The sequence below is a fragment of the Labedaea rhizosphaerae genome (genome assembly GCF_004362825.1).
Taxonomy (GTDB): domain Bacteria; phylum Actinomycetota; class Actinomycetes; order Mycobacteriales; family Pseudonocardiaceae; genus Labedaea; species Labedaea rhizosphaerae.
In genome coordinates this window covers 1,445,289-1,468,539 of sequence record NZ_SNXZ01000002.1, presented here as the reverse complement: position 1 = coordinate 1,468,539, position 23,251 = coordinate 1,445,289, and the positions used below count along the sequence as shown (strand labels likewise).

Annotated in this window: 24 protein-coding genes; 7 read left to right on the top strand and 17 right to left on the bottom strand. The window is 70.5% G+C overall.

The genetic code is table 11. The features are described 5' to 3' along the window. Positions 1 to 55 precede the first annotated feature (55 nt). The 7 genes from EV186_RS16260 to EV186_RS16230 all read right to left on the bottom strand — a co-directional run bounded on the left by EV186_RS16260 (position 56) and on the right by EV186_RS16230 (position 6,861). On the bottom strand, positions 56 to 961 hold the full coding sequence (locus EV186_RS16260) for a haloalkane dehalogenase (protein WP_133850044.1): 906 nt from the start codon (positions 959 to 961) through the stop codon (positions 56 to 58). A gap of 60 nt (positions 962 to 1,021) precedes the next feature. Continuing rightward, a complete protein-coding gene (locus tag EV186_RS16255) occupies positions 1,022 to 1,774 on the bottom strand; it encodes a crotonase/enoyl-CoA hydratase family protein (protein WP_133850043.1) in 753 nt (250 codons plus the stop codon). Further along, positions 1,771 to 2,613: a crotonase/enoyl-CoA hydratase family protein gene (locus EV186_RS16250; protein WP_133850042.1), complete on the bottom strand. Its 843-nt coding sequence runs from the start codon at positions 2,611 to 2,613 to the stop codon at positions 1,771 to 1,773. The genes EV186_RS16255 and EV186_RS16250 overlap by 4 nt, the downstream gene beginning before the upstream one ends. Next, complete coding sequence (locus EV186_RS16245) at positions 2,610 to 4,244, bottom strand: acyl-CoA dehydrogenase family protein (protein WP_133850041.1); 1,635 nt, start codon at positions 4,242 to 4,244, stop codon at positions 2,610 to 2,612. The genes EV186_RS16250 and EV186_RS16245 overlap by 4 nt, the downstream gene beginning before the upstream one ends. Beyond that, positions 4,228 to 4,833 (bottom strand): TetR/AcrR family transcriptional regulator, encoded by a 606-nt coding sequence (locus tag EV186_RS16240; protein ID WP_133850040.1) that lies wholly within the window; start codon positions 4,831 to 4,833, stop codon positions 4,228 to 4,230. The genes EV186_RS16245 and EV186_RS16240 overlap by 17 nt, the downstream gene beginning before the upstream one ends. A 42-nt stretch (positions 4,834 to 4,875) precedes the next feature. Next, positions 4,876 to 5,607, bottom strand: a complete 732-nt coding sequence (locus EV186_RS16235; RefSeq protein ID WP_133850039.1) for a sulfite exporter TauE/SafE family protein — start codon at positions 5,605 to 5,607, stop codon at positions 4,876 to 4,878. A 228-nt stretch (positions 5,608 to 5,835) separates the two neighbouring features. After that, positions 5,836 to 6,861, bottom strand: coding sequence for a LacI family DNA-binding transcriptional regulator (locus EV186_RS16230; protein WP_243754098.1), 1,026 nt, complete (start codon positions 6,859 to 6,861; stop codon positions 5,836 to 5,838). Between the two features lie 163 nt (positions 6,862 to 7,024). On the opposite strand from EV186_RS16230, the gene EV186_RS16225 reads away from it, so the two are divergent. The 4 genes from EV186_RS16225 to EV186_RS16210 are packed head-to-tail and all read left to right on the top strand — an operon-like array spanning position 7,025 to position 11,500. Continuing rightward, the gene (locus EV186_RS16225) at positions 7,025 to 8,329 is read left to right on the top strand and encodes an ABC transporter substrate-binding protein (RefSeq protein ID WP_481808309.1); all 1,305 of its coding nucleotides are present in this window, start codon (positions 7,025 to 7,027) and stop codon (positions 8,327 to 8,329) included. After that, positions 8,326 to 9,336: a carbohydrate ABC transporter permease gene (locus EV186_RS16220; protein ID WP_133850037.1), complete on the top strand. Its 1,011-nt coding sequence runs from the start codon at positions 8,326 to 8,328 to the stop codon at positions 9,334 to 9,336. The genes EV186_RS16225 and EV186_RS16220 overlap by 4 nt, the downstream gene beginning before the upstream one ends. Then, positions 9,333 to 10,157: a carbohydrate ABC transporter permease gene (locus EV186_RS16215; RefSeq protein ID WP_133850036.1), complete on the top strand. Its 825-nt coding sequence runs from the start codon at positions 9,333 to 9,335 to the stop codon at positions 10,155 to 10,157. Before EV186_RS16220 ends, EV186_RS16215 begins: the two co-directional genes overlap by 4 nt. Beyond that, positions 10,154 to 11,500, top strand: a complete 1,347-nt coding sequence (locus EV186_RS16210; protein ID WP_133850035.1) for a GH1 family beta-glucosidase — start codon at positions 10,154 to 10,156, stop codon at positions 11,498 to 11,500. The genes EV186_RS16215 and EV186_RS16210 overlap by 4 nt, the downstream gene beginning before the upstream one ends. 60 nt (positions 11,501 to 11,560) lie before the next feature. On the opposite strand, the gene EV186_RS38930 is transcribed toward EV186_RS16210, so the two are convergent. The 7 genes from EV186_RS38930 to EV186_RS16180 all read right to left on the bottom strand — a co-directional run bounded on the left by EV186_RS38930 (position 11,561) and on the right by EV186_RS16180 (position 17,937). Continuing rightward, positions 11,561 to 11,728 (bottom strand): hypothetical protein, encoded by a 168-nt coding sequence (locus EV186_RS38930; RefSeq protein WP_166659192.1) that lies wholly within the window; start codon positions 11,726 to 11,728, stop codon positions 11,561 to 11,563. Next, positions 11,728 to 11,916, bottom strand: coding sequence for a hypothetical protein (locus tag EV186_RS16205; protein WP_133850034.1), 189 nt, complete (start codon positions 11,914 to 11,916; stop codon positions 11,728 to 11,730). Before EV186_RS16205 ends, EV186_RS38930 begins: the two co-directional genes overlap by 1 nt. A 100-nt stretch (positions 11,917 to 12,016) precedes the next feature. Beyond that, a complete protein-coding gene (locus EV186_RS16200; RefSeq protein ID WP_133850033.1) occupies positions 12,017 to 12,757 on the bottom strand; it encodes a dienelactone hydrolase family protein in 741 nt (246 codons plus the stop codon). Positions 12,758 to 12,914: 157 nt separating this feature from the next. Beyond that, positions 12,915 to 14,219, bottom strand: a complete 1,305-nt coding sequence (locus EV186_RS16195; protein ID WP_133850032.1) for an NAD(P)/FAD-dependent oxidoreductase — start codon at positions 14,217 to 14,219, stop codon at positions 12,915 to 12,917. Between the two features lie 63 nt (positions 14,220 to 14,282). Then, positions 14,283 to 15,458: a 4-hydroxybenzoate 3-monooxygenase gene (locus EV186_RS16190; RefSeq protein WP_133850031.1), complete on the bottom strand. Its 1,176-nt coding sequence runs from the start codon at positions 15,456 to 15,458 to the stop codon at positions 14,283 to 14,285. A gap of 24 nt (positions 15,459 to 15,482) precedes the next feature. Then, positions 15,483 to 16,868 carry an MFS transporter gene (locus tag EV186_RS16185; protein WP_133850030.1) on the bottom strand — a complete coding sequence of 462 codons (1,386 nt, stop codon included), beginning with the start codon at positions 16,866 to 16,868 and terminating at the stop codon, positions 15,483 to 15,485. A gap of 226 nt (positions 16,869 to 17,094) precedes the next feature. Next, positions 17,095 to 17,937 (bottom strand): IclR family transcriptional regulator, encoded by an 843-nt coding sequence (locus EV186_RS16180; protein WP_133850029.1) that lies wholly within the window; start codon positions 17,935 to 17,937, stop codon positions 17,095 to 17,097. A gap of 93 nt (positions 17,938 to 18,030) precedes the next feature. Between EV186_RS16180 and EV186_RS16175 the strand changes: the two genes are divergently transcribed. Further along, positions 18,031 to 19,260, top strand: a complete 1,230-nt coding sequence (locus tag EV186_RS16175) for a CaiB/BaiF CoA transferase family protein (protein WP_133850028.1) — start codon at positions 18,031 to 18,033, stop codon at positions 19,258 to 19,260. Continuing rightward, positions 19,261 to 20,157, top strand: a complete 897-nt coding sequence (locus EV186_RS16170) for a hydroxymethylglutaryl-CoA lyase (RefSeq protein WP_133850027.1) — start codon at positions 19,261 to 19,263, stop codon at positions 20,155 to 20,157. Positions 20,158 to 20,170: 13 nt separating this feature from the next. On the opposite strand, the gene EV186_RS16165 is transcribed toward EV186_RS16170, so the two are convergent. Further along, positions 20,171 to 20,908 carry an alpha/beta fold hydrolase gene (locus tag EV186_RS16165; protein WP_133850026.1) on the bottom strand — a complete coding sequence of 246 codons (738 nt, stop codon included), beginning with the start codon at positions 20,906 to 20,908 and terminating at the stop codon, positions 20,171 to 20,173. 30 nt (positions 20,909 to 20,938) lie between these two features. Continuing rightward, the gene (locus tag EV186_RS16160; RefSeq protein ID WP_133850025.1) at positions 20,939 to 21,529 is read right to left on the bottom strand and encodes a dihydrofolate reductase family protein; all 591 of its coding nucleotides are present in this window, start codon (positions 21,527 to 21,529) and stop codon (positions 20,939 to 20,941) included. 284 nt (positions 21,530 to 21,813) lie between these two features. Here EV186_RS16160 and EV186_RS16155 point away from each other — a divergent pair, with 284 nt between their 5' ends. Beyond that, positions 21,814 to 22,425, top strand: a complete 612-nt coding sequence (locus tag EV186_RS16155) for a hypothetical protein (RefSeq protein WP_133850024.1) — start codon at positions 21,814 to 21,816, stop codon at positions 22,423 to 22,425. A 109-nt stretch (positions 22,426 to 22,534) separates the two neighbouring features. On the opposite strand, the gene EV186_RS16150 is transcribed toward EV186_RS16155, so the two are convergent. Then, positions 22,535 to 23,179, bottom strand: coding sequence for a TetR/AcrR family transcriptional regulator (locus EV186_RS16150; protein WP_133850023.1), 645 nt, complete (start codon positions 23,177 to 23,179; stop codon positions 22,535 to 22,537). Positions 23,180 to 23,251 lie beyond the last annotated feature (72 nt).

The window sequence follows — 23,251 nt, the reverse complement described above, 5'->3', positions numbered from 1 at the left end:
GCTGTCCTGTGGATCTCGGCGCGAAGACCGCGACCACGGATCCGCAGGACGGTGCCTAGCCGCGGACGAACGCCGCGATCGCCGCGCCGAGCTCGGGCCCGGCGTCCTCCTGCAGGAAGTGACCGGCGCCCGCGATCGTCGGATGCTCGCGCCCGGCGGCCCCCGGCATCGCCCGGCCCAGGATCGGCGCCATGCCACCGGTGATCGGGTCGCCGTCGCTGAACGCGACCAGGAACGGCAGGTCCAGCTCGGTCAGCCGCTGCCACGCGGCCCGGTTCGCCGCGCTCGCCGGGTCGTCGGGCCGGGTCGGCACGAGGCCGGGCATGGCCTTCGGGCCGGCCTTGTAGGACTCGTCCGGGAACGGCGCGTCGTAGGCGGCACGCACGTCGTCGGGCATCGGTTTGCGGCAGCCCGCCTGCACGAAGCGGCCGATGTCCAGCGTGGGCGCCTTCTCCACGGCGGTGCGGAACTGCCACCACACCTCGGGCATGTCGGTGTCGCCGGTGGGCAGGCCGGTGTTGGCCGCGACCACGCGGGCGAACCGGTCCGGGTGCTCGCCGACCAGGCGCAGCCCGATCAGCCCACCCCAGTCCTGGCCGACGACGGTCACGCCCCGCAGGTCGAGGGCGTCGAAGAGCAAGGCACGCACCCATTCGACGTGGCGTGCGTAGCTGTGGTCGCCTGGCTCGGCCGGCTTGTCGGAGCGGCCGAACCCGACTAGATCCGGTACCACCGACCGGATCCCGGCGTCGGTCAGCACCGGGATCACCGTGCGGTACAGGAACGACCAGCTCGGCTCGCCGTGCAGCAGCACCGCCACCGGACCGTCGGCGGGACCGGCTTCGACGTAGGCCATCCGCAGCGTGCCACCGTCCTGATCGGACACTTCGGCGTAGTGCGGTTCGAGGTCGAAACCAGGCAGGGCGGCGAACCGGTCGTCCGGCGTGCGCAGTGTCCGCATGCGCCCGACCCTACCCGCGGGCCGGTCGCACGGGGTAGGACGCGACCACGGTATGAGGCGTCAAGCGCCGTGGCGCCCGGCCCCCTCGGCGAACCGCGTGGCCCCGGCGACCGCGCCGTCGGCCAGCGAGATCATGCCGTGCCGGAACTCGTTCGCCACGGCCGCTTCCTCGTCGAGGCCGTCCTGCTCCAGGACGGACAACCGGTCGTGGCGCAGGCAGGTCTGGGGGAGCGCGGCCAGCTGCTTGCCCAGTTCGACAGCGGCGGCCCGGGCCTGGCCCGCGGGCACGAGCCGGTTGGCCAGGCCGATCCGCAGCGCCTCCTCGGCCTCGACGGCGCGGCCGGTCAGGATCAGGTCCATGGCCACGCTCGTGCCGATCAGCCGGGGCAGCCGCACCGTGCCGCCGTCGATCAGCGGCACGCCCCACCGGCGGCAGAACACCCCGAACACCGCCGTTTCGTCGGCCACCCGCAGGTCGGCCCACAACGCCAGTTCGAGCCCGCCGGCCACGGCGTGCCCGCTGACCGCCGCGATGACCGGCTTGGTCAGGCGCAGCCGCGAGATCCCCATCGGACCGTCGCCGTCCGGCGCGACCCGGTTGCCGTCGCCGGTGCTGATCGCCTTGAGGTCGGCGCCCGCGCAGAACGTGCCGTTCGCGCCGGTCAGCACGGCGACCGACGCATCGGAGGCCTCGAAGTCCCGGAACGCCTTGGCGAGTTCTTCGGCCGTGCGGCGGTCGACGGCGTTGCGCCGGTCCGGCCGGTCGATGGTGATGATCGTGACCGGGCCGTCGTGGTCGATCCGCACGGTCATGAGCGGCCCCGTGATCCGTAGTCGCCGAACGGGTCGTCACGCTCGCGGACCGCCTGGCGGATGCCCGCCTGTGCGGATCGGGCCACGAAGTCGCGCCCTTCCTGGGTGTGCCGGGCGACGCCGTCGAGCAGCGTGCCCAGCGTGCGGCTGGACGACAGCCCCATGTTCTCCGCGGTCTGGTTGCACAACAGCTTGAGCATGCGCAGCTGGTTCACCGGCACCTGTGCCATCCGCTTGGCCAGCGCCATCGCGTGGTCGGCCAGTTGGTCGTCCGGCACGCACTCCAGGATCAGCCCTATCTCGGCCGCCTTGGGCGCGGGGATCTCGTCGCCGGTGAGCAGGTAGCGCTTGGCCTTCTCGAAACCCAGGCGGTACACCCACATCGCGGTCGTCGGCGTGCCCCACACCCGGGCGGGCGGGTAGCCGAACGAGGCGCCCTCGCCCGCGACCACGATGTCGGCGCACAGCACCATGTCCGTGCCGCCCGCGATGCACCAGCCGTTCACCGCCGCGATGGTGGGTTTGCTCGCGTACCAGAGCTTCATGTACACGTCGATGAACGTGGACAACACCCGCATGTCGGCGACGGAGTCCCACACCCGGTCCGATTCGGACTCGGCGGCCTGCATCTGCGTCGACCAGTCGAGGCCGTAGCCGGCGCAGAACGCCGGACCGTCGGCGCGCAGGAGCATCACGTGCACGTCCGGGTCGTTGTCGGCCTCGTCGATCGCGGCCGCGAGCTCGTCCCGTAGTTCGGGCGTGATCGTGTTGTACTCGTCGGCCCGGCACAGGATGATCGACCGCACGCCGGCCGCGGTCTCGGTGCGGACCGCCGTCACGAGAACACCGGCCGGGCGCGCTCGAGGATGGCCTCGGTGTCCACCCCGGCGGGCAGCGTGCCGAACGCGTGCCCGCTGTCGCCGTCCAACCGGGACGCCGTGAACGCGTCGGCGACGGCCGCGTTGCCATGCCGGTGCAGCAGGGAGGCCTGCAGCACCAACGCCATCAGCTCGACGACGCGCCGGGCCCGGTACTGGATGTCGTCCAGATCGGACAGTTCCTTGCGCACCTGCGCGACGGCGGTGTCCAGCCGCGCGTCGGCGCCAGCGGCCAGCTCGACCTCTCGGAAGTACGCCTGCACGGTGTCGGGCTGCTTGGCCATGGCCCGCAACGCGTCCAGCGCGGCGACGTTGCCCGAACCCTCCCAAATGGACGGCAGCGGCGCCTCGCGGTAGAGCCGTGGCATGCCCGACTCCTCGACGTACCCGTTGCCGCCCAGGCATTCCAGGGCCTCGCCGGCGTGCATGGGCGCGCGCTTGCAGATCCAGTACTTGCTGACGGCGATCCCGATCCGGCGGAACGCCGCCTCCTGCTCGTCCCCGCCGAGGGCGCGGTCGACCGCACCGGCGAGGCGCATGCTGGTCAGCGTCGCGGCCTCCGCCTCGATGGCCAGGTCGGCGAGGACGTTGCGCATCAACGGCTGGTCGATCAGCGTGGTGCCGAAGGTCTTGCGGTGCATCGCGTGGTGCAACGCCTGCGTGACACCGAGGTGCATGCCCGCGGACGACGCGATCGTGCAGTCCAGCCGGGTCAGGTTGACCATCTGGATGATCGTCTGGACGCCGCGGCCTTCCTCGCCGACCAGCCAGCCGATCGCGTCGTCGTACTCGATCTCCGAGGACGCGTTCGACCGGTTGCCCAGCTTGTCCTTGAGGCGCTGCAACCGCAGTGCGTTGCGGCTGCCGTCGGGCAGGACGCGGGGGAGCAGGAAGCAGGAGAGCCCGTTCGGCGCCTGCGCGAGGGTCAGGAACACGTCGGACATCGGCGCCGAGGTGAACCACTTGTGCCCGACGATGGTGTAGGTGCCGTCGGCGTTGGGCGTGGCCCTGGTCGTGTTCGCGCGGACGTCGGAGCCGCCCTGCTTCTCGGTCATCGACATGCCGGCGATGAGGCCGCGCTTGGTGCTCGGCTCCCGCAGCCCGAAGTCGTAGACGGGCGAGCTCAGCAGCGCCTCGAACTTGCTCGCCAGCTCCGGTGAGGTGCGCAGCGCGGGCACGGCGGCGTAGGTCATGGAGATGGGGCAGAGGTGTCCGGGATCGGTCTGCCCCCACACGAACATCTTGGCGGCGCGGGCGACGTGGGCGCCGGGTTCCGCGCTGCGCCACGGCGCGGCGTGGATGCCGTGCTCGACCGCGACGGTCATGAGGTCGTGCCAGTGCGGGTGGAACTCGACCTCGTCGATGCGGTGGCCGTAGCGGTCGTGGGTGCGCAGCTTCGGCGGGTAGGCCTCGACGAGGCGAGCCCAGTCCTGGACCTCCGCGCTGCCCGCGCGGGTGCCCAGCTCCCGCAACTCCGGCTCGGCTGCGCCCGCGCCTTCGCGGTGCAACCCTTCGAGCAAGGCGGGGTAACCCGCGATGTCGTGCCCGGCCAGCGGCGGGACCTGGTTGGTGACCTCATGGGTGCTCGGCATGCGTTCCTCCCAGGGCGCGCAGGGTGAACCGGGCCAGGCCCGGCAGGACGTCGGTGGAGCCGTCGGTCAGCGGTCCGACCAGGGCTTCCGCCCCGGCGCCGACCAGGGCGGCGGCGGTCAGCTGTGGGTCTTGCGGAGGCAGGACGCCGGTCGCGACGCCCTCGGCGATGCGTTCGGCGAAGATGTCCCGGAAGGCCCGCCGGAACACCAGCCGTTCCTGGTCGATGGCCGGTTCGACCGGTTCGACCAGCAGGGCGTAGGCCAGCCGCGGCGCCTTGAGCGCGCGGCCCGCGAACGTCTCGATCACCGCGACGATCCGCTCGATGAGGTCGCCCGGCCCGTGGGCCGCCGCCTCGACGGCGGCGACTTCCCGCGTGACGACGGTGCGGAAGAGCTCGACGGAGAGCTCGGACTTGCTGGTGAAGTGCTTGTAGACGGTGCCCGTGGCGACCCCGGCCCGGGCGGCGACGGCGGCCATGGAGCACCCCGCGTAACCCTGCTCGCTCAGCAGCGCGATGGCCGCGTCCAGCACCGTCTTGCGCTGGGCATCGAGCCGCGCTTGCACGGCTGGCGTCCGGCGGTAGGGCACGTGAAGAAGTGAAGCACTGATTCACAGCTTCGGCAAGGGTGTTCAGATGCCGACGACGAGCAGGACTCCGGCGATGAGGATTCCGACCTCGGTCACCGCCACGAAGAGGCGTTTGCTCATGTGCTGCAGCGTCTTCTTGCCGGCCCAGGTGCCCGCGGTGACCGCTGGGGCGAGGGCCGCACCCAGCAGGAGGACCTGCGGCGAGACCAGGCTTCCGGTGGCGTAGGCCGTGATCTTGGTGAGGTGGATGACGAGCGACGCCGCGGCCTCGGTCCCCACGTACGCGCCACCGCTCAGGCTGTAGGCGAGGAAGAACGGGGCGGTCAGGGGACCGGCCGCGCCGAGGAGCGACGAGCTGAGCCCGGCCGCACCGCCGATGGCGATGAACGTCCTCTCGCCGGGCTTGGCGACGGATGGGCGCAGCCGCCGCCAGACGACCGTGGCCATCAGCGAGGCGCCGAGCAAGCGCTTGAGCAGCTCCACGGGGGCGTAGGCGAACAGCAACCCGCCGCCGAGGGCGAAGGGGATCGCGCCGAGGGCGTGCCACCGGATGATCCGCCACTGGACCTCGGCGCGGTTGAACCACGCCCGGCCACCGTTGCTCGCGAGTTGGGTCAGGGTCAGCAGGGGCACCGCCACCTGGAGGCCGAACAACGCGGTGAACACGACCATCATCACCACGGTGCCGCCCATGCCGCCCACCGACGACAGCCACGCGAGGCCGAAGGCGAGGATCGAGGCAAGCAGCAGGGTCACGAGCAATTCGGGCGACATCAGCAGGACCTCTCGGGCTCCCGCGCACGCGGAAACCGGGGTCCTCCAGGCTTTTGTCCCTTGAGATGACCGACTGCCGTCCGGTGGCACCCGGTGGTGTCGCTCGGACCAGACCCGCTTTCCCTGTCCTCCGCTCGAAGAACGGAGAGGGTGGAACGGCGGAACCCTAGACACTGCAAGCCGACATTAGCAGGTCACGTTGCCCGCGCGCGGGGTTCAGCTTCGGGGTCAGCCGGACTCGCGCAGGGTCAGCGACACGCCCAGCATGTGCCGTGCCGGGGTCACCTCCTCGCCGGCCAGCAACGCGGTCAACGTCTCCACCATCCGGCGCACCTGCAGCCGCGGGTCCTGGTGGACCGACGACAGCGGCGGTTTCATCACGGGCGCGAGCACCGGGTTGTCGTCGAAGCCGATCACGGCGACGTCATCGGGGATGCGGCGCCCGGCCGCTTCCAGTTCGCGGATCGCCCCCGCCGCCATCAGGTCGCTGGCCGCGAACACCGCGTCCAGATCGGGTTTGCGCGCCAGCAACTTCGCCATCGCCGAGCGGCCGCCCTCGATGGTGAAGTCGCCCTGCTCGAACAGGCGGGTGCCGCGGATCTTGTGGGCCGTCAACGCCGACCGCCAGCCGGTCAGGCGGTCGGCGGCGGCCCGGTGATCGGGCGGCCCGGAGACCATCGCGATCTGCTTGCGGCCGGACGCGATCAGGTGCTCGACCGCCGCGGCCGCGCCGGCCCGGTTGTCGAAGTCGACCGCGTGCACGCCGCTGGTCAGGTTCCCGGCGGGCCCGCCGAACACCACCGGCAACCGCAGTTGCTGCACGGCCGCGGGTAACGGGTCCTTCTGGTGGGAGGCGAAGACCAGGGCGCCGTCGACGTGGCCGCCGTCCAGGAAGCGCACGGTGCGCGGGACGTCGTCGGCGCTGTCGACGAACATCAACAGCATCTGGCTGCCCGCGTCGGCCAGGGCCCGAAACGCCGCGCGCACCACTATCGCGAAGTACGGGTCGTCGAGGACGGTGGCCTCCGCCTCGGAGAGCACGACGGCCACCGCGCCGGTGCGCCGGGTGACCAGCGAGCGCGCCGCTTGGTTGGGGGAGTAGCCCAGCGCCGCGGCCGAGGCGAGGACCTTCTCCCGGGCGCGCGCGCTGACGTAGGTGTCTCCGTTGAGCGCCCGCGACGCGGTCGAGCGGGAGACGCCGGCGTGCGCGGCGACGTCCTCGAGCGTCGGACGTGCGCCGTCCTGGAGGTCCACCGTCTGATCGTCCACGGGGCACAGCCTCTCATGCCGGAACCGGATTGGGAGCGCTCCCGGAAGAAGTACCGTAGACATCTTGACGTAACAACAGCGAACCCGCCACACTCTCGACATTCGTTCTGGGAGCGCTCCCAGAAAACCCAGCGGCAAGGGGTTTGACGTGCGACACCAGTTATCGAGGGTCGGCACCCTCGCGATCGCCGTGCTGGCGGCTTCGGTAGCCGTCACCGCGTGCGGCAGTTCCGACGGCGCCTCCGGTGGCAGCACCGGCACGTCCGGCGGCAAGGTCGAGCTGACGATCGGCACCTTCACCGAGTTCGGCTACGAGGACCTGCTGACGGAGTACATGCGGCTGCACCCCAACATCAAGATCACCCAGCACAAGACCGGCGAGGGCGGCCCGTACCACCAGAACCTGTTCACCAAGCTCGCCGCCGGTCACGGGCTCGAGGACGTGGTCGCCGTCGAGGAGGGCTACATCTCCGACGTGCTCGCCCGGCCCAACCTCTTCAACGACCTGACCAAGATCGGCCCGAAGGACGTCACCCCGGACCGCTGGCTGCCCTGGAAGTACGAGGGTGGCAAGGCCAAGAACGGCGCGCTGATCGGGTACGGCACGGACATCGGCCCCGAGGCCATGTGCTACCGCTCGGACCTGTTCAAGGCGGCCGGGCTGCCCACCGACCCGGAGAAGGTGGCCCCGCTCTTCGCGACCTGGCAGTCGTACTTCGCCGCGGGCGACCAGTACGTCGCGCACACGCACAAGGCGTGGTTCGACTCGGACTCCCAGACCTTCAACGCCATGCACAACCAGCTGCCGATCGGGTTCCTCAACACCGACGACTCGCTGGCCATGGAGACCAACCCGCAGATCCGGGCCAACTGGGACACCGTCACCGCGGCCGGTGAGCGGGGCCAGTCGGCCAAGCTGACCGCGTTCAGCCCGGAGTGGAACAACGGCTTCAAGACCGGCGCGTTCGCCACCACCGTCTGTCCGTCGTGGATGCTCGGTGTGGTCAAGGAGCAGGCCGGTCCGAAGAACTCCGGCAAGTGGGCGGTCACCGCGGCGTTCCCGGGTGGCGGCGGCAACTGGGGTGGCTCGTACCTCGCAGTGCCCAAGCAGAGCCAGCACCCCACCGAGGCCGCGGCGCTCGCCGCCTGGCTGACGGCGCCGGAGCAGCAGATCAAGGCGTTCCAGAAGACCGGCAACTTCCCGAGCCAGGTCAAGGCGCTCACCGATCCGGCCCTGCTGAGCACCACCGACCCGTACTTCGGCAACGCCAAGACCGGCGAGATCTTCTCCGAGCAGGCCAAGAAGGTCGAGCGGGCCCAGTACAAGGGCCCCGGTGACGGCAAGATCAAGGAGAACGCGGTCAGCCCGGCGCTGCAGGCGGTGGAACAGGGCAAGTCACCGCAGGACGGCTGGCAGCAGGCGGTCGACGCGGCGAAGAAGATCATCAAATGAGCTCCGGCCGGTCGGCCCGACTGGCCGAGCGCGGGCCGACCGGCCGGTACCCAGAGGTGCCGGGCCCGGTGCCGCAGACGCCGAAGCTGACGCTGCGAGACCGGATCAGCGGCTGGGACGTCAAGTTCTCGCCGTACGTCTACATCGCACCGTTCTTCATCCTCTTCGGACTGGTGGGCCTGTTCCCGTTGCTGTACACGGGATACGTCTCACTGTTCGATTGGGACCTGCTCGACGAGACGCACAAGTTCATCGGCTTCAACAACTACATCGACCTGTTCCAGGACGACCAGTTCTACACGACGCTGGTCAACACGCTCAGCATCTTCCTGCTCTCCAGCGTCCCGCAGATCATCATCGCGGTGCTGCTCGCCGCGCTGCTCAACACTAACCTGCGGGCCCCGACCGGCTGGCGGATCGGCGTGCTGCTGCCGTACGTGGCGAGCCTCGTCGCGCTCGGCATCATCTTCGCCAACCTGTTCGGCCCCAACTACGGACTGGTCAACGGGTTCCTGGAACTCGTGGGCCTCGACCGGATCGACTGGCAGGCCAGCCGGTTCGCCAGCCACATCGCCATCGCCGTGATGATCAACTGGCGGTGGACCGGCTACAACGCCCTGATCGTGCTGGCCGCCATGCAGGCCATCCCCAAGGACGTCTACGAGGCCGCGCTGATCGACGGAGCGAGCGCGTTCCGCCGGCTGGTCAGCATCACGCTTCCGTTGCTGCGGCCCACGCTGATCTTCGTGGTGATGACCTCGACGATCGGTGGTCTGCAGGTGTTCACCGAGCCGAAGCTCTTCGACTCGATGCCCGGGTCGAACAACGGCGGCTCGTCCAACCAGTTCCAGACGGTGACGCTCTACCTGTACCAGACCGGTTTCGAGTCGCAGCACCTCGGCTACGCGTCGGCCATCGCGTGGGTGCTGTTCCTGGTGATCATCGTGATCGCGGTGATCAACTTCCTGCTCACCCGCAGGCTGGCCGGGACGGGGGAGAAGAAGTGACAGGACTGCGACGCGCGCGCTTCTGGGTCTACGGGCTGCTGGCCGCGTTCATCATCGGCTCGGTCTTCCCGTTCTACTGGTCGTTCCTGGTGGCCAGCCGGGACAGCGGGATGATGACCCAGAAGGTGCCGCCGTTGTTGCCCGGCGGGAACTTCTTCGCCAACGCGGCGCGGGTGTTCGACACCGTGCCGTTCTGGCGGGCGCTGGGCAACAGCGTGATCGTGTCCGGCACGGTGACCATCTCGACCGTCCTGCTGTGCACGCTGGCCGGGTTCGCCTTCGCCAAGCTGCGCTTCCGCGGTCGCAACGGGCTCTTCCTGTTCGTCATCGCGACGCTCGCGGTGCCGACGCAACTCGGCATCATCCCGCTCTACATCGCGATGGCGGACTTCGGCTGGGCCGGGCACCTGCCCGCGGTGATCATCCCGAACCTGGTCAGCGCGATCGGCGTGTTCTGGATGCGCCAGTACCTGGTGTCGGCGCTGCCCGACGAGCTGATCGAGGCGGCCCGGATGGACGGCTGCTCGATGCTGCGCGTCTTCTGGCACGTCGCCCTGCCCGCGTCCCGCCCGGCCGCGGCGTTCCTCGGCATGTTCACGTTCATGATGTCGTGGAACGACTTCCTGTGGCCGCTGGTCGTGCTCGACCCCGAGAACCCCACCGTGCAGCTGGCGCTGGAACGCCTGCAAAGCGGTTACTACGTCGACTACTCCCTGGTGTTGGCCGGTACCACCCTGGCCACCATCCCGATTCTCGTCGTCTTCGTGCTGCTCGGCCGCCAGATCGTGGCCGGCATCATGGCGGGCGCGGTGAAAGGATGATCGTGTCCACTGAAACCCAGGCAACCAGGGCCCGGCTCCGCTTTCCGGCCGGATTCACCTGGGGTTCGGCCACCTCGGCCTTCCAGATCGAGGGTTCGACCACTGTGGACGGTCGCGTCGAGTCCATCTGGGACCGGTTCTGCGCGACGCCCGGTGCCGTCGTGAACGGCGACACCGGCGACCCGGGGGCCGACCACTACCGGCTGATGGACCGTGACGTCGCCTTGATGACCGAGCTGGGCCTCGACGCATACCGGTTCTCGGTGGCGTGGCCACGGGTGCTGCACGCCGACGGCACGGTCAACTCGAAGGGGCTCGGGTTCTACGACCGGCTCGTGGACCGCCTGCTGGACAACGGGATCACGCCGTGCCTGACCCTCTACCACTGGGACCTGCCCCAGGCGCTGGAGGACCAGGGCGGCTGGGCCAACCGGGACACCGCCTTCCGGTTCGCCGACTACGCCCTGGCCGTGCTCGACCGGCTCGGCGACCGCGTGGTCCAGTGGCACACCATCAACGAGCCGTGGTGCTCGGCGTTCCTCGGCTACGCCTCGGGAAGGCACGCACCGGGCAGGCAGGACCGGACGGCCGCGCTGGCGGCGGTGCACCACTTGCTGCTCGCGCACGGACTGGGGATGCGCGCGATCCGCGAGCGGGTGCCCGCCGCTGTCGCGGGGCTGGCCCTGAACCTCTACCCGGTGGCGGGCGACGCGGACGCCGTGCGACGCGTCGACGGCCTGCAGAACCGGATCTTCATGGACCCGGTCTTCGGCCGCGGCTACCCCAACGACGTGCTCGCCGACGTCCGGCGGTGGTGGCCGGACGACCTGGTCCGCGACGGCGACCTCGACACGATCGCCGCTCCCATCGACGTGCTGGGCATCAACTACTACCGCGGCTACCAGGTCAGCGACCGCGGCGAGACGCCGGACCTGACGTGGGTCGGCTCGGAACACGTGGGTTTCCACCCCACCGGCGCGCCGGTCACGGACTCGGGCTGGGACGTGCAGCCCGACGAGCTGACCGATTTGCTGGTACAGGTGCAACGCGACTACCCGGAGGTGCCGCTGGTGATCACCGAGAACGGGGCGGCCTACCCTGGTGTGGCCGACGAGGACCGGGTGGCGTTCGTCGAGGCGCACCTGCGGGCCGCGCACGCGGCGATCGACCAGGGCGTCGACCTGCGGGGCTACTTCTACTGGTCGTTGCTGGACAACTTCGAGTGGGCCGAGGGCTATGCGAAGCGGTTCGGCCTGGTGCACGTGGACTTCGCGACGCAGGAGCGCACGTTGAAACAGAGCGCGCGCTGGTACGCCGACGTGATCCGCGAGAACGGGTTCTAGTCGCTGTCCTGTGAATCTCGGTCGACTACGACCACGGATTTGCAGGACAGCGCCTGGGGCTCACTCGGGCGGCACGCGGATCTCGTCGTCCACGTCGCCACCCACCTCTTCGGCCGCCGCGGCCCGCGCGGCGGCGGCCGGTGGGATCGCCTCCGTTTCCTCGTCACGCACGACCTGGTCGGAGGTCTCGGTGTACTCGGCGTGTTCGCTGGGCCCGTCCGGATGCATCAGGCCGCCCTGCGCTTGCGTGCCGGCCGGCCCTTCGAGAGTCCGTCGGCGGCGGTCAGGCCCAGCATGGCCAGCAGTTGCGCGCAGTCCTCGGCGTCGGTCGCGAGCGTGGCGACCGCCCGCGCTGCCTTGCGTCGCTGCTCGGGCGGTGCGACCTGGTCGAACTCGATGTCGTGGGGTGCGGTCACGTCTTCGCTCCTCCCGGTTCGTGTGGCCGGGGATACCCACGGCGCCGCTTGCGAACACATCGGCGCCCGACTCGCAGCCGGGCGCCGATGTCCGGGTCGGTCAGACCGTCAGGTGCCGGACGAAGAACCGGACCGCGCTGTCGGACTCGAACCGGGGCAGTTCCTTGTGCTTGCCCGAGTTGACGTGCAACGACTTGTCCGCCGAGGCGAACGCGTCGAACAGCGCCAGGCCGGACTCACGCGGGATGTGCTCGTCGTCCCACTGCATCGCGAACTCGACCGGGATGGTGATCCGCCGGGCCGCCTCCTCGAGCGAGCCGTGCCAGAACAGGCCGAAGACCGCCGCCGTGATCCGCCGGTCGATCGCCGCCAGCCGGACGCCGAAGGCGGTGCCCATGTTCAGCCCGAAGTAGCCGACCGGCCCGTCCGGACCGATCTCGGGTAGTTCCTGCAAGGCGTCCAGGGTCGCCTGCCACTCGGGCACAGCCCGCTCGGCGAGGTGACCGTTGAACCGCTCCACGATCGGACCTTCCGGTCGGCCCGCTTCCCGGGCCGCCAGCATCTCGGCGATCTCCCGCTCGTCGGCCTTGGTGAACGGCGGCCGGTCGCCGTGCCCGGGTGCGTCGATGCAGGCGACGTGGAAACCGCCGCCCAACACCAGGAGCCGGGCCCGGCCGGCCATGGCCGGGTGCTTCTTGTGGTTGCCGCCGCCGTGGCCCAGCAGGACCAGGGGAGCGCGGCCGCTGCCGCCTTCGGGCGACCAGAGGACGCCGGTGATGTCACCGAGGGTGAAGTCGCGCTCGACGATGCCGTCGGTCGTGGATTGGGCTGTGAAGTGCACAGGTCATGCCTTTCGGGAGGTCAGGCGCTCCCGAGGAGACCTATGTCGTCTCCCGCCCCGCCGCGACGAACAGGGTGAGCACCCACGTCTGGACAACGTTCACGGGTCTCACCCCCTCGGGTCGGATCACGGCGAGGCAGAGGCTAGCCGACGGTGGCTAACGGCGTCGAGCGAGTTCCGGCGAGGCCGTGTCCAGCGGCACCGACGCCCCGCGGACCAGGCCGAACTCGACGCTCTGCCGCGGCGACACGGCATCCACGGCCCAGTCGATCGCCGTGCGCAGGCGGTTGCCCGGCATGGACATCAGGTGGTAGCCGCGGGTGACGGCCTTGGCCGCCAACCCCGACAACGGCACGTGCAGCGGGTTGGCCGCCGCCTGCTTGCCGCCGAGGTCGACGACGAAGCCGAGGTCGTGGTGCTTGTAGCGGCGCAGCGGCTTGCCGTCCAGCGCGGCGAGCACGTTGCGCCCGGCCAGTTTCCCTTGGCGCACAGCGTGTTGCGCGGTCATCCCGCACACCTGGCCCGGCCGGGTCAGGTCCGGTACCGCGGCCACGTCACCACAGGCGAACACCTCCGGGTGGTCGAGCACCTGCAAGGTGGTGTCGACGCAGAGCCGACCCTTCTCGGTGGGCAACCCGATCGACTCGATCAACGGGTCCGGCCGCACGCCGACGCACCACACCAGCGTGCGGGTCGGCACCCGTTCACCGGTGGTCAGCTTCACCCCGTCGGCCATGGCCTCGTCGATCGACGTCTTCATCCGCACGTCGACACCGCGTTCGCGCAGCACGCGATCGGACGTGGCCGCCAGGCGTTTGTCCAGCTCAGGCAGCACGTGTGGGGCGACGTCGAGCAGCATCCAGCGGATCGGCTGGTCACGCAGCTCGGGGTGCCGCGCGGCCAGGCGCTTGGTGAACCCGGGGCCCTGGGCCGCGACCTCCGTCCCGGTGTAACCGGCGCCGACCACCACGAACGTGCAGCGCGCGTCGCGTTCGGCCGGGTCGTCGGTGGACGCGGCGAGTTCGATCTGCCGGATGATGTGGTCGCGCAGGTACAAGGCCTCGGGGATGCCGCGGAACCCGTGCGCGTAGTCGGCCACCCCGGGCACCGGGAGCAGCTTGTTCACGCTGCCGGCCGCGAGCACGAGCTTGTCGTAGCTCAGCGACGCCTCGGTGTCCTCGGGGTTGAGGTAGCTGACGGTCTTCGCGTCCAGGTCGACGCCGGTGACCTCGCCCCGCACGAGCCGGACCCCGGGCAGCACCACGGCGAGCGAGATCGCGATCCGCTGCGGGTCGAGGATGCCGGCCGCGACCTCGGGCAGCAGCGGCAGGTAGAGGAAGTAGTCGGTGGCGTTGATCAGCACGACCTCGATGTCGCGCTCGTCGTGGATGAGGCCACGCGCGGTCTCGTACCCCGCGAACCCGCCGCCCACGATGACGATTCGTTCCGGTCGTTGCGCCATACCCACCCTTCCGTCGGAATCTCGATGTGGTCTACCCGATGCCGGTGAGGCGGAAACCGCTGGTCAATACCCGATGGCAAGCCCAGCGTAGTTCTCGGCCAGCTCGCGGGCAGCGGCCCGGGAGTTGATCACCCGTTCGAGTTGGGACAGTTGCAACCGCGCGTCGAAGTCGTCGCCGTGGCGGTGCAACATCATGGTCATCCACCACGAGAAGTGCGTGCAGCGCCAGACCCGGCGCAGGGCGGTGTCCGAATAGGCGTCGGCCAGTTCGGTGCGGCCTTCGGTGAGCAAGGCGGTGAGCGCGCGGGCCAGCAGCGCCACGTCGGCGACCGCCAGGTTCAGCCCTTTCGCGCCGGTCGGCGGCACGATGTGCGCCGCGTCGCCGGCCAGGAACAGGTTGCCGTGGCGCATGGGCGTGGCGACGAAGCTGCGCATCGGCAGCACGCTCTTCTCGGTGATCGGGCCGGTCTTGAGCTCCCAGCCGTCGATCCCCGCGCCGAACCGGGTGGCCAGCGCCGTCCAGATCCGGTCGTCGCTCCACTCACTGAGGTCCTCGTCCGGGCGCACCTGCAGGTAGAGGCGGCTGACGTGGTGCGAGCGCATGCTGTGCAACGCGAAGCCGTCGGGGTGCCACGCGTAGATCAGGTCATCGGTGGACGGTGCCACGTCGGCCAGCACACCGAGCCACGCGAAGGGATAGGTGCGTTCCCACGTCTGGCGCACGGAGTCGGGAATCGCCGTGCGGCTCGGGCCGTGGAAGCCGTCGCAGCCGGCGATCACCTCGGCGTCCAGGCGTTGCGGCGTGCCGTCGGCGTCGGTGAACGTGACGAACGGCCGATCGGACTCGACGTCGTGCGGCTGGACGTCGCTCGCTTCGTAGAACGCCGTCCGCCCGGCGGCCGCGAGCGCCCGCATCAGGTCGAGGGTGACCTCGGTCTGGCCGTACACGCACACCGAGCGGCCGACGAGGTCGTGGAAGTCCAGGTGGTGCCGGTGGCCCGGCCACTGCAGGTAGATCCCTTGGTGCGCAAGGGATTCGCGGGCGAGCCGGTCACCGAGTCCGACTTCGGTCAGCAGCTCCACAGTGGACGACTCGAGGATGCCCGCGCGGATGCGCGAGCGGACGTGCTCGGCGCTCTGCCGTTCGACGAGCACCGAGTCGACGCCCGCGAGCCCCAGCAGGTGGGACAGGAGCAGACCGGCCGGACCCGCGCCGATGATCGCAACCCGCGTACGCACCCGGCCAGTCTGCTCCCAACCTCGTCACTGCGACAGGCTCTCCACCGTCCGGCCCGTGGTGCGCGGCCCGAGCAGGGCGACGTCGATGGCGACCAGGGCCATGGCCCCGGCGACCACCAGGAACAGCGTGGTCGGGTTGGTGTGGTCGAGCAGCGGCACCAGCACGAACGGCATGGCCGCGGTGGTCAGCCGGGACAACGAATACGTGCCGCTCGCCGCCGTCGAACGCAACGCCGTCGGGAAGATCTCCGCCTGGTAGATGTGGTAGGCGTTGGAGAACAGGTTGCTGACCGCGGTGTAGCCGAAGCCGAAGACCACGATGAGCACCATCGAGTCCGAGTAGCCGAACGCCAGGCCGAACACGCCCATCGTCAGCAGCGACCCGATCACCAGGAACTTGCGCTCGAACCGCTCCACCAGCGGCATCGACAGCGCCGAGCCGACCGGGTAGCCGATGTAGGTCAGCGCCGTGTAGAGCAGCGACTCCTTGACGTCGTGACCCTTCGCGAGCAGGACCAGCGGCACCATCGTGCCGAAGCCGTAGTAGCCGAACGTCTGCAGCAGGTGGAAGATCACCATCATCACGGTGCGCTTGCCGTGCTTGGGCCCGAAGAGCTCACGCACCGGCGCGGCCGACGTCGGCTCGCGCTGCTCGGTGGTCGCGGGCACCGCCACCCGGTCGCTGCCGGCTTCGGCCTCGAACGCCGCCACGACCTGCTCGGCCTCCTCCGTGCGCCCGACCGACTGCAGCCAGCGCGGCGACTCGGGCAGGCTGCGGCGCAGGAAGAACACGACGACCGCGCCCAGCGCGCCGAACACGAAGAGCCAGCGCCAGCCGGGGATGCCCGCGATCTCGTGCTCGGTCAAGCCCTTGGCCAGGAAGCCCACGACCGGCACACCGCAGAACGCCAGCGTGTAGGCCGCGGCGATGACCTTGCCGCGCTTGCGGGCCGGCAGCAGGTCGGTCAGGTAGGTGTCCGCGAGCGGCGGCTCGGCGCCCAGACCGATGCCGGCGAAGAAGCGGGTCACCAGCAGCATCACCGCGTTCGGGCTGAACGCGCCCAGGAACGAGAACACCGAGTAGGTGCCGAGGTTCAGCAGGAACGCGCCGCGCCGGCCGAACCGGTCGGCGAACCGGCCGAGCAGCAGCGCGCCCAGGAACATGCCCACGAACGAGGACGCCAGCAGCGGCGGCAGTTGCCCCTTGCTCAGCGAGAACTCGCTGACCAGCACCGAACTCAGCACGCCGGCCAGGAACACCTCGTAGAACTCGAAGAACAGGCCGAGCCCCACGGCCACGGTCGCCCTGCGGTGCGTGCGGGTGATCGGTAACCGGTCCAGCCGGGCCGTGATCGAGTCACCCGCGGGTCCGCTCGCGGACCCCGTCACGGTGCTCGTGGGTTTCGTCATCGGCTCGTCTCCCTCGACATCAGCTCACCACGATGTAAGTCGAAGACTCATCATGTGACGGTGATTGTTGCGCCGTCAAGGGGTGTCCAGGCATGCGGGAACCCCGTGGCCGATTTGCGGCAGTTTGCCGTGATTTACGGCGGGAACAAGGAGGATTGGGGTCAGGATCGATTCGTCGTGGGCTGTCAACCGCACCTAAGGGGAACGGGACGCAACTCAGCCACGGTCACAGCCCATCCGCAGGCCGACGACGCGCAGCAACCATATTCGGGAAATCCGGGGAGGCGGAACTGCTGCGAGTACCGGGGCGGTAACCGAGGCGTTCTGACGCGCGTTCGGCGGCGGCGATGACGACCGGCGCGAGCGCGGGCACGTCGGCCGGCGACATCCGCTGGGTCGGCGCGCCGATGCCGACGGCCGCGGCGAGGTCGCCGTTGCGGTCGAACACCGGGGCGCTCAAGGAGGCGGCGCCGAGGTCGCGTTCCTCGAACGTGCTGGCGTAGCCGTCCTCGCGGATCCGGGCGAGCTGCTCGTTGAGCAGGTCGATGTCGGTGACCGTGCGCGGGGTGAACCGGCCGAGGCCGTGGCCGATCGCGTCCTTCAACGCCAGCCGGTCCCAGGCGAGGAACACCTTGCCCGCCGAGCCCGCGTGCAGGGGCATGACCATGCCGACCACGAACAGCCGGATGACGGGGTGGCGCGATTCGGCCAGCGAGACGACGGTGCGGAACGCGCCGTCGCGCACGTAGAGGCAGGCCGTCTCACCGGTGTCGTCGCGCAGTTGCTGCAGCACCGGGCGGGTGAGCCGGACCAGGTCTAGGCCGAACGTGCCGGGGGCGGCCCAGCGCACGAGCCCGAGCCCGACCCGGTAGACGTCGTCGTACCGGTCGAGGAAACCCTCGCGCACCAGGTTGTGGACCAGCCGCTGGCACGTGCTGGCCGGCAGGCCGGTGCTGCGGGTGATCTGCTGCAGGGTCAGTTCGGGCTGCTCGATGGTGAAGGACTCGAGGATCTGCTTGAACTTGCGCAGCACCAGCACCGGCGCCGTGCCGCCGCGATCCTCGGTCATGTGCCGGAGTGTAGTCAGCCACTCGGACCTTGACCGTGACCCGCTCGCCCGTATTCTGGGTTGCGAACTCACTATGTGGTTTGGAGCGTGGTCATGGGGCCTTTGGACGGAGTGCGCGTGCTCGAGCTCGGCAACTTCATCGCGGCGCCCACCGCGGGCAGGCTGCTCGGCGACTTCGGTGCCGACGTGGTGAAGGTCGAGCGGCCCGGCAGCGGCGACGAGCTGCGCCGGTGGCGGCTGCACGCGGGGGACACCTCGCTGCTCTTCCGCACGCTGGGGCGCAACAAGCGCTCGGTGACCGCGGACCTGCGCACCCCCGAGGGCCAGGACATCGTGCGCAAGCTCGCCGCCCGTTCGGACGTGCTGCTGGAGAACTTCCGGCCCGGCACGCTGGAGAAGTGGGGCATCGGCCCGGACGTCCTGCGTGCGGCGAACCCGCGCCTGGTCGTGGTCCGGATCTCGGGATACGGCCAGACCGGCCCCTACCGCGACCGGCCGGGGTTTGGCGGCGTGGCCGAGGCGGTCGGCGGGTTGCGGGCGTTGACCGGGGAGCCCGGCCGCGCGCCGACCCGGGTGGGGATCAGCCTGGCCGACTCCGTTGCCGGGCTCTACGCGGTGATCGGTGCGTTGCTCGGCCTGCTGAGCCGGGCGTGCGAGGACGGCAAGGACGGCAAGAACGGCGAGAACGGCGAGAACGGCGAGGATGTCGATGTCGCGCTCTACGAGGCCGTGTACTCGCTGATGGAGTCGCTGGTGCCGGACTACGAGGCGTTCGACGTGGTGCGCGCGCCGTCCGGGGCGTCGTTGCCGGGGGTCGCGCCGTCCAACACCTACCGGTGCCTGGACGGCAAGTACGTGGTGATCAGCGGCAACGGCGACGCGATCTTCCGGCGGTTGATGGCCGTGATCGAGCGCGGTGACCTGGCCGCGGACCCGTCGCTGGCCGACAACGCGGGCCGGGTCCGGCACGTGGCCCGGCTGGACGCGGCGATCGCGGCGTGGGCGGCCGAGCGCACGCAGGAGGAGGCCGAGGCGGCTCTGGTCGCCGCGGGCGTGCCGTGCGGGCCGATCCTGACCGCCGAGGAGATCGCGAAGGACCCGCACTTCGCGGCGCGCGGCATGCACGAGCGCCACGCCGTGCGGATCGGGCCGGGGGACCACCGCGAGGTGGCGTTCCCGGGCATCGTGCCGAAGCTCGCGCACCGACCCGGCCGGACGCGTGCGCTGGGGCCCGACCTCGGCGAACACACGGCGGAAGTGCTGGCGGAGCTGGGCTACGGCGCGCCGGCGATCGCCGAGCTGCGCACGAAGGGCGTGATCTGAATGGACCAGGTGCACATCACGGAGGTCGTGCTGCGCGACGGGCTGCAGGACGAGCAGTTGACCGTGCCGACGCACGAGAAGCTGCGGCTGGCGCGGGGCCTGGTCGACGCGGGCGTCCGCTCGCTCGAGGTCGGCTCGTTCGTCTCGAAGCGGCGGGTGCCGCGGATGGCCGACACGGACGAGGTCGTGGCCGCGCTGGCGGGCACGCCCGCGACGATCCACGCGCTGGTGTTCACCGAACGCGGGGCGGAGCTGGCGGTGGCCGCCGGTGCGCGCTCGGTGCGGTTGGTCGTGTCGGCCTCGGACGGGCACAGCACGGCGAACGCGGGCGTGCCGACCGAGGAAGCGTTGGCGCGCTTGGCTTCCTGCGTGTTGGTGTTGTCGGCGGCCGGGGTGGCGGTGGAGGCGTCGGTGGCGACGGCGTTCGTGTGCCCGTTCGACGGCGACACCCCGGTCTCGCGGGTGGTGTCGGTGGTGCGGCGGTTGCAGTCGATGGGCATCGGCCTGGTGCACCTGGCCGACACGATCGGCGCGGCGACCCCCGGGCGGTTGCGCCGCACCGTTTCCGCGGTGCGGTCGGCGTGCGGTGTGGAGCTCGGGCTGCACCTGCACAACACCTACGGCGCGGCGGCCGCGAACGTGTGGGAGGCGCTGGGGTTGGGCATCCGCCGCTTTGACGCGGCCCTGGGCGGCATCGGTGGGTGTCCGTTCGCGCCGGGTGCCTCGGGCAACATCGCCACCGACGACTTGGTCCACCTGTTGCACCGCGAGGGCATCGCGACGGGGATCGACGTGGCGAAGCTGGCCGCCTTGCGCGACGAGGTGGCGATCGCCGTGGGGCACCGGCTGGGGTCGGCGCTGGCCGCGGTGCCGGCGGTCCCGGCCGCGCTCGCCTGACCCGGGAGCGGTCCTAACTCACCAAAGCGGCGGCGACGGCGGCGGTGAAGTCGTCCGGGTTGTCGATGCTCATGTCGTGCCCGGCTCGCGGGACGATCGACACCGGGATGCCCAGCGCGGCCACCCGTTCGGCGTCGGCGTCGGGCAGGCTGCGCTCGCCGACCAGGAAACGGACCGGGCACACCAGCTTGGCCAGCAGCTCGAACGGGGTCGGGTCGGTCGAGGCGACGAGGCCCTCGGCGCTGCGGACCAGCGCCACCGGGTCGGCCAGCCGAGCCCGGGCCGCGAACGCCGGCGTGCTGGTCAGCTTGACGATCCGGTCGATGCCCGCCGGGTCGCGGCCGGCGAGCAGCGTGCTGAACTGGCCCCCGCCCACGTCGAGGTTGGGCTCGGACAACACGAGCCGGCGCACGAGTTCCGGGCGGTGTGCGGCGAGCAGGATGGCGATGGCGCCGCCCATCGAGTGGGCCACGACGTCCACATCGGACAGTTCGAGGTGGTCGAGCACCGCGGCCGCGACGCGGGCGTGCGACTCGATCCGGTAGTCGAAATCGGCAGGCCGGTCGGAAAGGCCGAAGCCGAGGTGGTCGAGCAGGACCGACCGCCGGCCGGGCAGGCGCGCCGCGACGTGCGCGAAATCCGAGGCGCCGGTGCAGCCGAGCCCGTGCAGGAACAGCGTCGGCCGGCCGTCGCCGGGGAACTCCAGCCACCGGACCCTGGCCTGCACAAACGCCAGTGGAAGCTCGCGCATCGTCGCAACGTACCGGCGAACGCTCGCGGTCTACTTGAGCACCGGGTAGTAGAGGTGCAGCACGCCCGTGCCCGCGACCACGTCCGGGTCGTCGAGGGTCACCGGCATCTTCGAGAGCTTGTCGAAGAACCGGATGCCCTCGCCCATCAGCACCGGCACGAGGTCGACCTGGATCGCGTCGACGAGGCCCTCGTCCAGGCACTGCCGGGTGATGTCGGCGCTGGCGATCGCCACGGTCTTGTCGCCCGCGGTCGCCTTGGCCTTCGCCACGGCGCTCGCCACGCCGTCGGTCACGAACGTGATCGGTGCGTCCGGGCGGTTCCAGTCGCGCGGCGCCTCGTGCGTCACCACGAACGCGGGCACGCCCATGGGATGCCGCCCGCCCCAGCCACCGGCCACGTCGAACAGGCGCCGGCCGCAGATCACGGCCCCGACGGACTCCTGCACCTTGCGCATGTGCTTGGCGCTCGCGTCGGAGAGCTGGAACGTCAGCCGCTCGTCGGCCGTCGGCACCGGCACCGAGCCGGTGAAGTACCAGCCGAAGAGCAGGTCGACGCTGTCCGACGGGTCGGCGACGAAGCCGTCGAGGGACATCGACATGTTCGCGATCACGGACGCCATCGGCATTCTCCGTTTCGGTGGGGCGGATCGGACCGTGAGCCAGGCGCCGCGGGTGGCCGAGATTCACCCGCGGCGCTGGGGTTTGCCCAGGTCGGTCGCACGTCGTCGGCCACGCGTCACCGTCGGCGTGTGTCACGTTCAGTGATGCCCTCTTTGTACTGCACCACCGCTCGGGTGTGACTCGTGTCGCGGTCGGATACCGGGCTCCTGACCCACGGCGAGCCCGGCGATGGGATGATGGCTCGAGCAGCCCGCTCATCCGAGGAAGGACCCCCGCGCACACCATGCCCCGCGACACCGCTGGACCCGGCCGCAAGAAGCTCGGGCGACTCGACCCCATGTCGTGGGTCGCGCTCGTGCCGCTGGTCGGTATCGCCGTGATGTCGATCTTCGGCGGACTGGTCATCATCGCGGTCGCCCTGCTGGTCATCGCCGGGATGCTGGTGCTGTTCGACATGTGGTCCAACCGGCCGATGCCGGGGGAGGACCCGCGCAAGCCCGGTCGCCCGGCACGGGCGCAGCGGCCCGGCCGCGATCGTCAGCAGACGCCGCCACCGGCCAACCGCCCGCGCGGCGGAACCGGCCGGCAGCCGGCGGCCGGCCCGCGTGATCCCGGTGGCCGGCCTCGCCCGGCGGGGGCGCGTCAGCCGCGTCAGCAACCGGGTGCGCCGCGTCAGCAGCCCGGGATGCGGCCGCAGCCGGGAGACCGGCAGCCGTTGCCGCCGAACGGGCGCCAGCAGCCGCCGGCCAACGGGCGGCAGCAGCCTCCTGCGGCTCGGCAGGGGCAGGGTGCAGCGCGACAGCCTGGTCGGCAGCCGCAGCCCGCTCGGCAGCCGGGGGCTCGGCCGCGGCCGCAACCTCGGCAGGATCCCCGCGGGTATGACGGGCGTCGTTGAGCGGACTGTGCGGCGTGGGTTGGGTTGGTCTGCCGAGTTCCGAGCTTCTCTGGCTGGTTCAAAGCCCTGAATGGCCCATTCGGGGCGTTGGGTGTCTCGAATGGGCCATTCAGGGCTTGCGGGTAAGGGCGGTCAGGATCTTGGCCAGTTCGTTCGCGTAGTGCTCCACCAGTTCCGGTGAGCTTCCGTCCTTGCCGAACAGTGCTCGGGCGATCTGCGGGTACACCGCGAGCGCGTTGCCCGCGCTCATGGCGATGAGCATCATCGCCGCTGGGTCGACGTCGGGGTCCAGGTCGCCGGTCTTCTGGCGTTCGCGCATGGCCTCGACTTCGTGGCGGAGGCGGGCGCTGCTTTCCTTCGCTTCGGCGTCGTCGGGGTCTTCGCCGGTGTCGGCCAGGCCGGCCCAGGCGAGCATCTTGCCGCCCATGCGCTTGTCGACGCTGGCGCGGACGTAGCGTTTGATCATCTCCGGGAAGCCCAGGTCGTCGGGCAGCATTTCGGCTTCGTATGCACGCCAGCGCCGGCCGATCTCCAGGTACAGGCCTTCCTTGCCGTCGAAGTAGTAGGCGATCAGTTGCTGGTTGACGCCGGCCTTCGCCGCTATCTCCGACACGCGCGCGCCCGCGAAGCCCTTCGCCGAGAACTCCTCGATGGCCGCCTCGATGATCCGCGCCTTCGTGCGCTCGGGATCGCGCTGCCGCTCGCCCGGAGCGGGGGAGCGGCGGGAGCGGCGTTGGGTCGTCATGTCCTTCATCCTGCCATGAGCTAATCAATCATCTTATTGACAAAGACATATCGATGGTTGAACATCCTTCCGGAACGGATG